Below are 14,855 nucleotides of genomic sequence, written 5' to 3' on the forward strand. Positions count from 1 at the left end.
GAATAGTTACTTTCAAATTATATAATGTTCACTCTCTTGTTGGCAATCGCTGTATTATACAGCCTCGTTGTCCTCCGCCTTCTCCCCGTTCCCTGTATCCTTGCCGAAGAAGACCTCCGGGGAATCCTCCAGCGACTGCAGCCTGATTCTGAAGAAGAACTGCGTGCCGCCTCCCGCTGCCGGCTCTGCCCAGATCTCTCCTTGCATCAGGTCCACCAGCTTCTTGCAGATCGCAAGCCCCAGACCCGTGCCCGGGTATTTGCGGGTATGCGACCCGTCCACCTGGGAGAAGGACTGGAAGAGCAGCTGCAGCTTATCCGGTGAGATGCCAATGCCGGTATCGCGCACCATAAATTGCAGCGCCTGAGCGGCCTCCCGGACGCCATAGGACTCCACCTTAACCGTCACCGTACCAGAGGGCGTGAATTTCACAGCATTGCCGATCAGGTTGATCAGAATCTGGCGGATACGCTTAATATCCCCGGTGTACTTGTCAGGAAGGCCCTCTTCAATCTCCAGCTCCAGGGATAACGGCTTGTCTTGTGTGCTCACTATGAACAGATCCACACAATCCTGAAGCAGTGACTTCAGCCTGAAGGTGTCCTTGTTCAGGGTCAGGCCATCCGCCTCCAGCCGGGAGATGTCCAGAATATCGCTCATCACCTGCAGCAGCGCGTGGCTGCTAGTGCTCTGAAGCCGGAGGAGCTCCAGATGCTCAGGATTAGTGATCTCCTCAGCCAACAGCTGGTTGACGCCGATAATGCCGTTCAGCGGAGTGCGAATCTCATGGCTCATGGTGGCCAGGAACTCGCTTTTGACTGTCACAGCGCTCTCAGCGGCATCTCTGGCCTCCAGCAGCTCATACTGATACTTCATCAGGGCAGTAACATCCTCGGCTACGAGATAGACCCACTGCTCCGTGTGATGCAGCAAAGGAAAGACGGTGACACTGCAGATCAGCTGCTCCCCGCTCTTGATCCGCACCTTAAGCTCCAGCTTGGAGGATTGGCCCCGTGAAGCACGTGTTACGGCCTCCCGGACAGCCGCTTCATCCCGCTCACTGTACAGTACCGCCTTATAATTCCCCAGTTCTTCTCTGCTGTATCCCGTAGTGTTCCGCACGGAAGGATTAGCACTGATGATCTTCTTGCGCGCAGGATCAATGCACAGCACCATGTCAGGACTCTGCTCGAAGAGCGCAGTGTACCGCTGCTCATTGAAGGCCGCCGTCTGGAGTACCCGCTGCCGGTCCCTGAACAGCAGGGCCAGGACGATCGACACAATGAACAGGAAGGAGCCGCACAGGATCATTCCCAGTATGGAATCATTCAGGTAGAGCAGTTGCCCGGCAGCAGCGGACGGTTCCCCCACAACGAATGAAGCGCCCGCCATGGCAGCGTAATGGATGCCTGTGAACGCGCCGGTCAGGGTCAAGACCAGCAGCAGTTTTTTGAAGCTGAACATATTGTAGGCAGGCTCCAGCCACTTCGGATCGTAGGATGCGGTGACCACAGGGACGATCAGAGCGAACAACACCGCCAGTATAATGGAAAAAGCGCCTTGCTCATAGGTTGCCGTAAGCTCCATCGACAGAATGCCGCTGAAATGCATGATCAGGATGCCGCTGCTGAACAAGAGACCGCCCAGAGCCAGATAGATCCTGCTGCGGGTGTGTGCGTTATTCAGCATTACTAACAGCATGTAAGAAGCTGCCACAGGAATCATGAGCGAGAACGCCAGCAATGGCAGGTTATACGATACCGGAACGCCCAGATTCATCGCGCGCATCCCGATAAAGTGCATGCTCCACAAGCCTGTACCCAGCACCAGGGAGATCAATAGGATATAACGGGAGCTCCGCTGGCCGCGAAGTAACCGTTCCGTCAGATCCAGCGCCGTGAAGCAGGAGAGAAATGCTATCGCAACCGATAAGAGGACCAGCAGATCATTGTGAGTGTTCAACGGATGTTCCAACGCTCCCGCCCCTTTCTTGAATCGGATATAGTGCATGTATTTACACTTCCTTACCCGCCTTAAATCCGGACGAATCGGAGAACCGCAAGAACTAATTATTCTTATAATGAAAAAATCATCCATATAATGAAAAAAAAGCACAGCGCTATAGTAGCGCCATGCTTATAGTGTATGCAGCAGCTTATGCTCCGGCTTCTTCTGTCAATAACTGCAGCTTCAGCAGCTTGATCCGGGAAATCCGCTTATTGTCGGTTTCTTCGACCACGAATAAATGATTGTCGAACTCGATGCTCTGCCCTTTTTGGGGCGGATTGACTTCCAGCTTGGAATACAACCAGCCGCCGATCGTATCATAATCATCAGTTTCCATATGAATGCCAAGCTTGTCGTTGATCTCTTCAATCAGCATCAGTCCGTCTACGGAGAACTCATCCTCACCCAGCTTCTCAATGCCGGGCCGCTCCTCGTCGAACTCATCCTGAATCTCACCGACAATCTCTTCCATAATGTCCTCCAGCGTAACCATCCCTGAAGTACCGCCATATTCATCAATAAGAATAGCGATTTGGGTCTTGGCGCGCTGCATGACCTTCAGGAGACTGCTGATCTGAATCGATTCCGGTACCGTCAGGATCGGACGGATCAATTCATGGTAATGCGGTGCCTTATCGCGGATCATATCCTTAACGTGGATGAAGCCGAGAATATGGTCCTTGTCGCCGTCACAGACCGGATACCGGGTCCGCATTCCATCGAAGGCAATCTCCAGGTTCTCCTCCGTCTCCAGATGCGTGTTCAGGCAGATCATCTCGGTACGCGGAATCATAATCTCCCGGGCCATCGTATCGGCAAATTCAAATATATTATCCACCAGCGTCATTTCTGTGTTGTCGATCAAGCCGCTTTTGTTACTCTCCTGCATCAGAATGCGGATTTCTTCCTCCGTATGCGCAGTAGCCAGCTCGGAAGCCGGTGTCAGACGAAAGATCCGCAGCAGTCCCCGGGCCAGCCCGTTCACCACCCAGATGAAAGGAAACATAATCCGGTAGAAAACGTTCATCGGACCGGCAGTTAACAGAAGCACCGCCTCAGCCTTGTTCACAGCAATGGTCTTCGGTGCAAGCTCGCCGAGTACGATATGGAGCACCGTGATGAACATGAAGGCAATAATCAGGGAGATGACAAAAACGCTAGTCTCATCAAAGCCCATACTCCTGATCAGCGGCCCGACAATCGTAGCCACGGCAGGTTCTCCCAGCCAGCCCAGCGCAAGTGAAGCAAGGGTCACCCCAAGCTGGCAAGCCGAGAGAAAACCATCCAGATTATGGACAATCTTCCTGGCGCCCAGCGCTCTCTTGCTGCCTTCCTCAATCAGCGATTCAATGCGCCCGCTGCGCACCTTCACCATCGCATACTCCACCGAAACGAAAAATCCGTTAAGCAGCACAAGCAAAATAATAAGTCCTACATGTAATATACCGGGTAAAGGGTCGCTCAATTTATACTCCTATCCACCGTAACCTGTACGGCTGGATAGGCCCACCTCCTTCGTTTGCTCAAAATGTCAGACTCGATTACGCTAAGAGAACCCTTGCGTATCAATTCCCCAATGCCCTCATCTCCTATACAAAATCACGGATTATAAATAATACTTTCATTATATAAATATATTAGGTGAAACAGCAAGCATGCGTGTCCCCTCGAAAAATACAGCATATGTAAGTACGGGAGCATAAGGAACGGCTGACCGCCTCTAACCAAGGCGGACAGCCGTTTTTGGGTTATTCTATGGATAAATGGCCGGAAAAGCGCTTAGCAGTTGCGAACGCCCAGCGGATTCCCTACAACGCCCGGATATTGATAGACAAGCGGCTCTTCGAAAGTGGCGTAATCGAAGTTAACCATCAACAGCACCACCCGCTGCCCTGTAGCACGGTCGCTGATGATCAGATGGTCACGGCCCGCAGCTTCAAGCACCCCGGTATAGACCTTGGCATTCCAGTCTTTGTTGTTCTCATACGTGAAATAGAAGGTGCCGACCTTGCCAAGGTTCAGACGGAAAATGTTCTCGACATAGGACTGTTCATATACAGGTGCGGTTGTAGAGATCACCGTACCGCCGGGCATCATGGGACTGCCGCTGCTCACCTGGGGCGGCATGGCTCCCATGTTGCCCATAGTTCCCATTTTACCCATATTGCCGATGTGACCCATATTATTCATGTTATTCATGTTATTCATGTTATTCATATTGCTCATGTTATCCATATTGTTCATGTTGCCTGCGGGGTTGCTGCCCATCATGTAAGGAACTGGGCGGTACGGTTGAACGATCATGTACGGATTACCTCCTAAGGTTTAATCATAATCTTGGTCTTGCCTAGTATACTGCCGGACAATCCCCCTGTGTCGGAGTGAAGAAGCAGTGCGCCTTGTAGCGTCCGGTATTCTGCTGATTGTACCAGCTTGCCGGGCAGTCGCCGACAGGGCGGAAGAACCAGAGCGCATTCGAGGCCGGCCATGTTCTCTCCCCGTTAATCGCACGTTTCGCCAGCCGGATATCGGCTTCCCGCGCCCGCTGATAGAAATATCCCTTCTGCGGGGCTTCGAAGCCGCCGGGGCTCTGGTACACCATGTCATTCACACTGCGGATGTTGTTGAAATCCAGGCAATTGCCAAGAATCCGGTTCACGCCGACATTGCCGACCATCAGCATGCCTGACTCCCCATCCTCTTCAGCCTCTGCCCGCATCAGCCGTGCAAGCACTCTTACGTCCTCCGAGTTTGTTTTGATGACAGCCACACGTTCTCCTCCTTGCATTCATTTCATTGACGGCTATAGGACCTTACTGACTGCAATATTCTCCGGTGTTGTTGTGCTGCTCGCTGTATTGTATGTGCATTCGCCCAAGAGGTGACAGTCTGCGCCCAAATTCCTGCCGCTCTGTATCCCGCCCCTTGCCGGCGCTACACCAAAAACCCCCATGCTCCACAGCGGGAACCAGGGGGATGCCTTTACCATCTATTGTACATTGCCGTCTTCCCTACTCCGCCGTGGAGTAATGGGCGCGCCGCTGAAACCCGTGATAACGTGTTCCCTGATACGTCAATATGCCTTGATCCCCCTCAGCGCTCATCCCGTATTCCTGTCCCTCCACCTTGAATTCCCTGCGCACCCCATCCTCCGCTTCATAAGTCAGATAGTAAGTGGTGCTGGTCCGGCTGGAGAGACTATCCTCCTGAGACTGCTGCTGGCGTACTTCGGTACGCTTGCTCACAATACGCGCGGGAATGGACTGCAGGGGGGCATTATTGTTCCGGCTCCACTGAAGCAATCCCCGGCCTGCGGATACTGCGATGATCCCCACGACCACAGCGAGAAAGACCGGCAATACCGTTCCTGTAAAATCGAACATCCAGGATGGATCACTTCCCGTTCCCATTGTCTCTTCCCCCTTATTCCCACGTAGTTAGTTTGCCTGCCCATACAGGCTTCTCTACATGTATATGCCTCTTATCTGTAAGACAGCACCGGGAGGAACGCAAGTAGAAACGGCTTCGCCGTCCTTTGCAAGGACGGTACCGTTTCAGCGAGAAATAGAAGGATAAGTTATCGTGTGAAACATATAAGTTCTTATAATTGCAAAAAGACCACTCAAGCTCCGGTGCTGCCGGGAGCTTAAATGGTCTTGGGTAATACCCGAGGGATGGTTACATTAAGCATGTACGAGGTCTAACAATTGTCTGGTTTCGTTCGCGTCTTCCGGCATCATGCCGTTGTCTGCCCAGCAGGCTCTGCATTGTTCTTCGGTCTGGCACAGGTGCGCGTCATCGCAGTTGTAGCATAGTTGCAGCAGGTTTCTTGTCATATAATCCGTTTCAAAAGTTGTCATTGTAATCTCTCCTATTCGGGTTGGAAGTTTGTTTGAAAGTTTGTGAAAAAAGTAACTTGTTCTCTATGTGTTAAATATATCACAGGATTCAAAGTTTGTCATGTGATTTTTTTCACATTTTTAAAGAAAATTTTAAATAAGATTTTTCCTTATATTAAAGAGTCATTGCAGCTGAACTGATTCTGATCTGAAGCTGCAAAAGAGGCTGCCCGTCAGAACGGACAACCTCTTCGGTAGCTTACATTACCCGCCAGCTCTCTCCGCCGTTGGTGGTCTGAAGCAGGATCGACCTGCGGTCCTCCTCCTTCGAGATCAGCAGCCAGCCGACATCGCTTGAGATGAATTGCAGCTTCACGACCTCGGGATATTCCAAGAGCTTGGACTGCAGCACAGTGCTGGCTGGAAGAGCCGTCCAGGTCACGCCCTGGTCTACCGTCTTGTAGAGCAGATTCCCTTCCAGCGACCAGCCTGCCTTAGCATTCAGGAAGTCGGGTGCCACATTCCGGTTCATGCCGGACAGTGCCGGCCGCCCGAATGCGGTGAATTTCCAGTTCTCTCCCCCGTTGGCCGTAAAATAGCCGTTGAAGGTCATGCTTCCTTCCTTATCCTTCTGACAGCCGACCGGCATCCAGCCCCCCGCCGCATCTTCCCCGAAGAATTCAGGCACACCTGTAACAACCCGGTCACATCCGGCAAAGCTGTCATTGACCAGGAATTCCGAACCGGATACCCAGGTCGTCCCTCCATCCTTGGTAATATAAATCTTGGGCAGGGCACCGGTCTGGAGCATAACAAATCCGCGGTTCTCGTCATTAAAGATCATTCCGGTTGCAACCCCGGCATGCGGAATCGAGAGGCTCGGCAGATTCGGATTATACTGCTCATTCTGCATCACCTGATTCCAGGTTGCTCCGCCATCCTTCGTGGCATACAAGGCTTTGCTCTCTTTGGTGGCACTCGCATCCCACTTGGTCATCAGCCAGCCGTTCAGGCTAGAGCTGAAATAGATGGAGGATAGTTTGTTGGAATCCGGGAACGCTGAGATCTGCCAGGTGTGTCCCCCGTCTGTGGTGCGCAGCACCACGGTCTCGGTGGAGCCGAACGAGCTGCGTATAATCCAGCCATGCTCGGGATCGGTGAAGAAAATCTCTTTGCCGTAGACCGGGTTGCTCAGAAACTGCACGTTCGTGGCCGGAGAGATATTCGCCCAGGTCTTGCCGTTATTCAGTGTCATGTACATGCGCAGCTCGTTGCGGGTGACTCCCCAGGCCAGCCCCGCTGAGGGGTTCAGCAGCCGGAAATCGGTCAGCCGCGTCTGGATCTGGTATTTCTTCGCATTTTCGGTATCGACATTCTTGTTATCTGGAGTGATGACGGTAATCATCTGCCCTTCTTCCGGCGCTTCAGTCGGCTGAGGCGGCCGGGACGGCTCCGGCGGGGGGGCGGACGAGCAAGCCGAGAGAACCAGCAGAGTCATAAGAAGCATCAACACCATTCTTAGAACCTTGGAATCTGAAGCTTTGGCTGACAATGCTCTCTCTCCTTTTATTCAATAATTATTCTTCCATAATTATTTCTTCGGATTCAGATTACTGCGCTTATAGCCGTATAACGAGTAGATAACCAGTCCGAGCGCTACCCAGATCAGGAACCCGATCCAGGTCTCTCTCCCGAGATTATACATTAAGTAACCGCAGGTTGCCGCGCTCAGCAGTGGAATCAGCGGAACCCAGGGAACCCGGAAACCTCTGCGGAGATCCGTCTTCGTCCGGCGGAGCATAATTACCCCGAGGGACACCACCAGAAAGGCAAACAACGTTCCGATGCTGGTCAGATTCGCCAGCCGGTCCAAAGGAACGAAGCCGGTAAGAATGGCAATCAGGCTGCCCACCACCCAGGTGCTGCGCACCGGTGTGTGCGTCTTAGAGCTAACCTTGGACAAGCTCTTCGGCAGCAGCCCGTCACGGGAGATGGCGAACAGCAGCCGGGTCTGTCCGAACAACAAGACCAGCAGCACTGTAGTCATCCCGGCAATGGCCCCGATGGAGATCAGTCCGGCAATCATATTCTGGCCCACGAACCGCAGCGCAAAGGACACCGGGTCGCTGACATTCAGGCTCTGATAAGGCACAATGCCTGTCAGGACCAGGGATACAGCGATATATAAAACGGTGCAGATGGCAAGGGATGAGATGATCCCGATGGGAAGGTCACGCTGGGGACGCTTCACTTCTTCTGCGGCAGTAGATAAGGCATCAAAGCCGATATAGGCAAAAAAGACAGTAGCAGCGCCATTCATCACACCATGAATCCCAAACGGCAGGAAGGGCGTCCAGTTCTCCGGCTTCACATAGAAAATTCCGGTGATGATGAACAACAGCACCACGGAGAGCTTGATGACGACCATCACTGCGTTGAAGCGGGCGGTCTCCTTGGCTCCCCTTGTGAGCAGATAGGAGATCAGCAGGATAATGATTACGGCAGGCAGATTAATGAACGTTCCCTTATCCGCATTATACGCTCCAGACAAAGCTGTGGGCAAATGTATCCCGAAGCCTTCCAGCAGTCCCTGAAAATAACCGGACCATCCGCTGCTTACCGCTGCTGCGGCAACCCCGTATTCCAGTACAAGATCCCAGCCCAGCACCCAGGCCAGCAATTCGCCGAAGGCCACATAGCTGTAAGCATAAGCGCTGCCGGATACCGGCAGTGTCGAAGCAAATTCGGAGTAGCACAAGGCGGACAGCACACAGGCGATCCCCGCGATTATGAAGGATAGCACCAGTCCCGGACCGGCATGCTCGGCAGCCGCTACTCCCGTCATTACAAAGATCCCGGTGCCGATAATGGCGCCCACACCGAGCATCGTCAGGTCCAAGGCGCCCAGTGTCTTGCTAAGCTTCTCCGCTCCGGCATTCTGGGGAATGGCCAGCGGTTTTTTGCGGAATAAATCCATACTTCAATTCGCTCCTGTCAAGTGGTTGAGTGGATAATAGAAAAACCTTTGTTAGCTTACCCCAATTCGGGTAATGGATTAAAAGCGGACAGCTTGAAAACACTATCCCTAGAGATTATGATGGATAAGATTGGACAGCAAGTGGAATGGCTTTGCCTTCCTTATCTTACCAAAATACAAATGCTGGAGGAGATTTAACCATGGCCCCATTTAAGCCCAATCGTGTTGTAGTCATCGGTACCGGTGCAGTCGGAACCACTACAGCCTATACGCTGCTGCTGCGCAAGCGCATGCCCGAGCTTGTACTGATCGATGTGAACCACCAGAAGGCGCTTGGTGAAGCGCTGGATATGAACCATGGTATGCCTTTTGTCGGAGGCGTGAAGCTATGGGCAGGTACCTATGAGGATTGCCGCGATGCCGACATTATTATTGTGACAGCAGGAGCCTCCCAGAAACCCGGTGAAACCCGGATCGACCTGCTTCGCAAGAACATCTCGATCTTCAAAGATATCATCCAGAAAATCACGAAATACAACCACCATGCCATCCTGCTGATTGCCACCAATCCGGTCGATATCCTGGCATATGCCACCCTGAAGATCAGCGGCTTCGACCGCAGACGCGTTATCGGTTCAGGAACCGTGCTGGACAGTGCCCGCTTCCGTTATCTGATCGGCAAGCACAAGGAGATTGACCCGCGCAGCATCCATGGACAGATCATTGGGGAGCATGGCGATTCCGAGCTGCCGGTCTGGAGTCTCGCCAATGTCGCGGGAATTGATCTGGGCTTCGATGAAGCCGAACGCAAAGAAATCTTCGAGGATACGAAGAACGCCGCTTACGAGATTATTGATGCCAAAGGATCAACCTCCTATGCCATCGCGCTGGCCCTGGACCGCATTGTTTCCTCTATCCTGAACAATGAAGGCTCCGTACTGAACGTATCCACCTTGCTGAACAACTACAATGGTGTCTCCGATGTATTCCTCGGCGCTCCATGTGTCGTGGACCGCTCCGGTGTGCGTGAGGTGCTTGATCTTCCGCTCAGCGAAGAAGAACAGAGCTTGTTCCAGAAGTCCGCTGATAAGCTTAAGAGTGAAATCGCCAAGCTGGAGCTATAATTCCAGCCGCAACAAGCCGGCCGCCAATCCGCAGAGATTGGCGGCCTTTTTGAACTCCAAATACCAAGCATTCACCAGCCGCGAAGACGCGTTAAGCGACTAAAGTGAATGATGTGGTAGATTTCACAATCCGTTTTTCCCTTTCTCATGGTAGCAATTCAGCGGCGAGTTGTCATCCTAAAAATGCACATTCCCTGTAATTTGTGCGTTAGGGTATGAACAAAAGTTCATAGTTCAAGTGATATTAATGCTGGACAGGAGGACTATAAGCTGCCGCTCAGCCTGTCAGCACTGCTGATCTGCAGTCTCGACATGGCCTCTTCCTTCTCCCGGCTCGTAATATGCGTATATACTGTAGTTGTCTGAATGGAAGAGTGGCCCAGCAGCTCCTGCACGGTACGCAGATCCGCACCCTTGCGCAACAGCATCGTGGCGAACGAATGCCGCAGCTTATGACTCGAATAGGCATGCTGCTGGGAGGAAGGCAGCTCACTCTGGAAGCGGCTGAAGGTATCTGCAGCAATGCCTTGAATTCCCCGGATCGACAGTCTGCGTCCCTTCTGTGAGATGAACATAGCCTCTTCTTTGCTGCGCCAAGGGACCAGCCGGTCTGCAATCGCCTGATCGAGATACGGGGCCACATCCTCCGGAACCGGAATACCCCGCCATTTGCGCCCTTTACCGAAGACCCGCAGGGAACGTCTGTCTACATTATAATCACTCAGATTCAGCGTATGTACTTCCCCTACCCGCAGCCCCATATAGGACATGAGCAGGAAGACTGCCAGATTGCGGCTTCTGTACTTGCCTTCTACCGCCGCCAGGAACCGCTCCAGCTCTTGCTCCTCCAGATAGACGGGCTCCCGGTTTTTGTCGGTCTTGGATTTCTTGATTCCTGCCGCCGGGTTGATGGCTAACAGCTCCAGCTCCGACAGTGCCTTGAACAGACAATTGACCGAGGCGTGCTTGCGGTTACGGGTGGCATCGCTGACCCCACGTTCACGGACCGAGGTCAGGTAGGAGACCACATGCAGCTTCTTGACCGTTCCCAGCTCCCTGCCGTTGAGGCTGTCCAGGAATTCCCGTGCATCGGCAAGATAGGATTTCTGGGTATGTGCTGTGTAACCGGCATCCTTCATCCAGATCAGGAAGGCATCCAGCTCTTCTTCATATGTTAGTTCCAGCTCATTCATGACCTGTCCCCTCCTTCTTAAGTACAACCATTATATCATTCCTCCGCAGCGGCTTCTCTCCATCCGGCCTAAATACAAGGAAAGTTGGATCATACATCCTGATCGGCTGGTTCTTCCTGATTTCAGTCCCGATCGGCATGCTAGTACAAAATCACCTGCGGGCTGCATCAGCCAGCGCACCTGCACGCCTGCACATTGTATCCGGTTTTCCGTCTATCGGCCCACATACCTCTATGCGAGCACAGGCCGCGCCCGTCCATGCAGGACAAGCGCGGCCTATTCTTTTACAAGCATTAAATTCCAACAGCTATTCGTTCCACTGAATCGGAATCCGCAGACGGAATTGTTGTACATCCTCTCGATAGGAGAGGGAGCGGGCCATAATCTCAAGCTTATCGGAGGGCTGTACGGGCGGGAAAATCAGCTTAAATGCCAGTTTATCCCGGCTAATCCGCACCGGCTGTCCTGTTTGTGTGATTGGCTGATTTTGTCCTTGCAGTAAAGTTAGCTCGGTTAACTGGCTCATCACCTGACTGGCCTCATAGTATACAACTGTCTGCTTCTCCTCGTAATCAACAGCCGTAACTGTAACCGTTCCTCCCTGATTCCCCTGCAGCGTTAGCGGTAATGATCCGTTCAGGCTCTGGCGATCTTCTTCTGATTTAATTTGCTTATTTTCTAGTGTCTCATAGGCGATCAGGGTCATATATTCCGGTTTGGGATTAAATTCTGTCAGCGGAGAGAAGTTGAAATAATAGTACTCATCAGTCGCCCCATCTCCACCTTTATTCATATACAAGGTCCCAATATCATCTTCAAGCATTACATAAAGCCATGGATGAGGATAACTTTTCATCACAATCACTTGCGAAGTTACAGGACCCAGTGTCAGCTTGTCTACAGTATATAGTGAGTTATCGTACGTGAAATCCAAATCCTTAGGATAGACGGTTGTGCTCAGCGCAGCACTCTTCCTCCTATCCATCAGGACAGATACATCCCAGTTCCCCCTTGTTGTCCCGATACAATCAATACTCATATTAAGCCTAAGTTGATCCGGCAGATCCTTGTCCCCAAAGCTTAGACGGGTTGTACCTACGAAGGTATGATCTCCTGTAATCGTAAAATCGTGGCTCGAGATTCTTTGCGGATGATGTCCTTCGAAATTGAGTTTATAGAAAACTGCCGCTTCCTTGCCGGTAATGCGCTCTGAGGATGATGGGTAGGTCACCTCATAATTAATCACCAATGAAATACCGTCATAGTATTCCTCTACCAGATTGAAGGTAATGCCTTTATCGGTAATCAGTGCGTCTGCCGGATTGCTGAGATGCTTCTGTTCAATCGGCTTCAACTCCCCGCGGTCGGCACCTTTGTCATACAGATAATCGAAGAAAGGAATGACGCGCAGCGCCTCTGCTACGGGGGGTGAGATGAACCCGATCCCAATAATTGATCCGGCTGTAACAGCCAGCATAGCTGTGGCGCCCATGACCCACTTCCTGTACGGTGATAACCGGCGTCTGCCCCTTGGAGCTTCCTTTACTCTTCCTATATGTAGCTGCCACAATTCATCAAAATGAACAGAAGTAGGCATACTGTGTATCATGTGTTCCGCTTCCATTTGTAATTGTGCGGTTACTACCTCGGATTGAGCATCCAGCCCGTCCTTAGCTGTCGTCATTTGATCCCCTCCTTCATCATCAGCACGCCGGGGTCAAGTTCGCCGCATTCTCTCAGCTTGCGCAGTGCCGCATGAAGCCTGGATTTGCAGGTTCCCAGCGGAATACTTAATACCTCTGCGGTTTCGGGAAGCGATAATCCGGCATAATAGTGCAGGGAGATCACTTCCCGCAGCTTCGCGGACAAATGGCAGACCGCCTGCCATAACTCCAGCTGATTCTCACTATGCAGGGCGAAGCTCTCGGCGGAGTGCTCTTTTCCCTCTATAGGAACGCCTGCCAGCAGTTGTGTCCAAGTCTTCCTGCGCAGCAGATTACGGGACGTATTGACTGCAATCCGGTACAGCCAAGGCCGAAGCGGCCTGGAGGGATCGTATAAATGATATTTTGCAAAAGCACGCAGAAAAGTCTCCTGGGTAATATCATCGGCCAGCACCCGCTGCTTGGTCATCATAAGGGCAATCCCATAAATATAAGCGGAGTGTGCTTCAAACATGTCCTTGGCCTGCTGTTCTGTGATGGGATAATCCTTCACGCTCGCATCCCCCCTTTCTTACTGGATATACGCTTTGACCCGGGCGATCCGTTCGCTTTACGTTTCAGAAACTTGTCAGGCGGTTATGGATGAGAAGAGCTTGACCTAATCTGCTAGAAGAAGGAGACTATAACTATGTCTGATCATAAAAAAGTTATTCTTGAACCAGCAGCTCAGAAATTCGCCGATGATAATGCCAAGCCTCCCTTCCTGCCCGATCTGGGTCCTGAAAAAGGCCGCGAAACGGTCAACACCGTTCAGGCGGGCGATATCGAAAAACCCGAGGCAGATCTTCAGGATCTGACTATAGCTGGCGGCCCCGGCGGTGAAGTGAAGGTGCGTATTGTCCGTCCAGTAGGAACTTCCGGCACTTCCCTGCCGGTCATTCTCTATATTCATGGAGCAGGCTGGGTATTCGGCAACAGCCACACGCATGACCGGCTCATCCGTGAGCTGACTGTGGGTACAGGTGCTGCCGTGGTATTCCCTGAATACAGCCTGTCCCCGGAAGCCAAATATCCAACGGCCATTGAAGAAATCTACGCAGTTCTGGAATGGATTGTTAGTGAAGGCTCCACATACGGACTCGACGCCTCCAGGCTGAGTGTCGCTGGAGACAGTGTCGGCGGTAACATGACTGCGGCCATCACCCTGATGGCCAAAGAACGCGGCGGTCCGGCCATCTCCAAGCAATTGCTTTTCTATCCGGTTACAGATGCTTCCTTCGATACCGAATCGTATCATCAGTTTGCAGAAGGCTATTTCCTCCAGCGCGAAGGTATGAAGTGGTTCTGGGATCAATATACCACCGATCCTGAGGAGCGGGCACAGATTACGGCCTCTCCGCTGCGGGCCAGTCTGGACCAGCTTAGCGGTCTGCCGGAAGCCCTCATTATCACTGGTGAAGCCGATGTGCTGCGTGATGAAGGAGAGGCTTATGCGAATAAGCTTCGCGAAGCAGGCGTTCCCGTTACGGCCGTACGTTTCCAGGGCATTATTCACGATTTCGTGATGCTGAACGCGCTGGCAGACACTAAGGCTAACCAGGGAGCTTTGCTGCTGGCAACGGCTTGGTTGAAGCACTAAGCACTATGACACTGGCACAGCAGGAAGACTTGCTGGTCAGGTTTTGCGTTACGTTAACGCAAGCTCTGTAAGCTTAAATGTACTTTGTACAACTTAATAATCTAATTATTAACCTATTTTCCATTTAGATGTATTTCGTGCAGCTATTACATCATAAGTAGATGAATCTAAGCTATTACGGCAATATAGTTGTACAGAATGCACTTATACGATCGAACCACACCTTTTCGTCTCATTTAGTTGTACAAAATACATCTCAACTCTTCCTGTATTTTCACTTGAAAACGTAACGTAAGCCCTACATGGCTACATTGGCCATAAACCCCAAATATTAGCTCTGATGCTACGCAAAATAAAGCAAGCCCGTACCAGAGAATTACGGTGCGGGCTTGTTTACATCTATGAGGTTGCC

Annotated in this window: 13 protein-coding genes; 2 read left to right on the top strand and 11 right to left on the bottom strand. The window is 51.9% G+C overall.

Features of this window, described 5'->3' with window-relative positions; translation table 11 throughout:
- Positions 1-54 precede the first annotated feature (54 nt).
- The 8 genes from MHH28_RS07380 to MHH28_RS07415 form a co-directional block, all read right to left on the bottom strand.
- Entirely contained in the window at positions 55-2,010 is a 1,956-nt protein-coding gene (locus MHH28_RS07380) for an ATP-binding protein (RefSeq protein ID WP_405113502.1), read from the bottom strand.
- A gap of 145 nt (positions 2,011-2,155) precedes the next feature.
- Complete coding sequence (locus MHH28_RS07385; RefSeq protein WP_405113504.1) at positions 2,156-3,472, bottom strand: hemolysin family protein; 1,317 nt, start codon at positions 3,470-3,472, stop codon at positions 2,156-2,158.
- Positions 3,473-3,786: 314 nt separating this feature from the next.
- On the bottom strand, positions 3,787-4,188 hold the full coding sequence (gene gerQ / locus MHH28_RS07390; RefSeq protein WP_405116912.1) for a spore coat protein GerQ: 402 nt from the start codon (positions 4,186-4,188) through the stop codon (positions 3,787-3,789).
- Positions 4,189-4,354: 166 nt separating this feature from the next.
- Positions 4,355-4,777, bottom strand: coding sequence for a cell wall hydrolase (locus MHH28_RS07395; RefSeq protein WP_405113506.1), 423 nt, complete (start codon positions 4,775-4,777; stop codon positions 4,355-4,357).
- Between the two features lie 241 nt (positions 4,778-5,018).
- Complete coding sequence (locus tag MHH28_RS07400) at positions 5,019-5,417, bottom strand: DUF2500 domain-containing protein (protein WP_405113508.1); 399 nt, start codon at positions 5,415-5,417, stop codon at positions 5,019-5,021.
- A gap of 273 nt (positions 5,418-5,690) precedes the next feature.
- Positions 5,691-5,867: a hypothetical protein gene (locus tag MHH28_RS07405; RefSeq protein ID WP_405113510.1), complete on the bottom strand. Its 177-nt coding sequence runs from the start codon at positions 5,865-5,867 to the stop codon at positions 5,691-5,693.
- A 238-nt stretch (positions 5,868-6,105) separates the two neighbouring features.
- Positions 6,106-7,398: a WD40/YVTN/BNR-like repeat-containing protein gene (locus tag MHH28_RS07410; RefSeq protein WP_405113512.1), complete on the bottom strand. Its 1,293-nt coding sequence runs from the start codon at positions 7,396-7,398 to the stop codon at positions 6,106-6,108.
- Between the two features lie 39 nt (positions 7,399-7,437).
- Complete coding sequence (locus tag MHH28_RS07415) at positions 7,438-8,823, bottom strand: APC family permease (RefSeq protein WP_405113513.1); 1,386 nt, start codon at positions 8,821-8,823, stop codon at positions 7,438-7,440.
- A gap of 200 nt (positions 8,824-9,023) precedes the next feature.
- On the opposite strand from MHH28_RS07415, the gene MHH28_RS07420 reads away from it, so the two are divergent.
- Entirely contained in the window at positions 9,024-9,947 is a 924-nt protein-coding gene (locus MHH28_RS07420; RefSeq protein ID WP_405113515.1) for an L-lactate dehydrogenase, read from the top strand.
- Between the two features lie 263 nt (positions 9,948-10,210).
- Here MHH28_RS07420 and MHH28_RS07425 read toward each other — a convergent pair whose 3' ends face one another.
- From MHH28_RS07425 to MHH28_RS07435, 3 genes are all read right to left on the bottom strand, one after another.
- A complete protein-coding gene (locus MHH28_RS07425; protein ID WP_405113517.1) occupies positions 10,211-11,140 on the bottom strand; it encodes a tyrosine-type recombinase/integrase in 930 nt (309 codons plus the stop codon).
- A 307-nt stretch (positions 11,141-11,447) separates the two neighbouring features.
- Complete coding sequence (locus MHH28_RS07430; RefSeq protein WP_405113519.1) at positions 11,448-12,824, bottom strand: DUF4179 domain-containing protein; 1,377 nt, start codon at positions 12,822-12,824, stop codon at positions 11,448-11,450.
- Positions 12,821-13,357 carry an RNA polymerase sigma factor gene (locus MHH28_RS07435; RefSeq protein ID WP_405113521.1) on the bottom strand — a complete coding sequence of 179 codons (537 nt, stop codon included), beginning with the start codon at positions 13,355-13,357 and terminating at the stop codon, positions 12,821-12,823. Before MHH28_RS07435 ends, MHH28_RS07430 begins: the two co-directional genes overlap by 4 nt.
- Positions 13,358-13,492: 135 nt before the next feature.
- On the opposite strand from MHH28_RS07435, the gene MHH28_RS07440 reads away from it, so the two are divergent.
- Positions 13,493-14,443: an alpha/beta hydrolase gene (locus MHH28_RS07440; RefSeq protein ID WP_405113523.1), complete on the top strand. Its 951-nt coding sequence runs from the start codon at positions 13,493-13,495 to the stop codon at positions 14,441-14,443.
- Positions 14,444-14,855 lie beyond the last annotated feature (412 nt).

This window comes from Paenibacillus sp. FSL K6-1217, from assembly GCF_045040735.1.
Taxonomy (GTDB): Bacteria; Bacillota; Bacilli; order Paenibacillales; family Paenibacillaceae; genus Paenibacillus_AQ.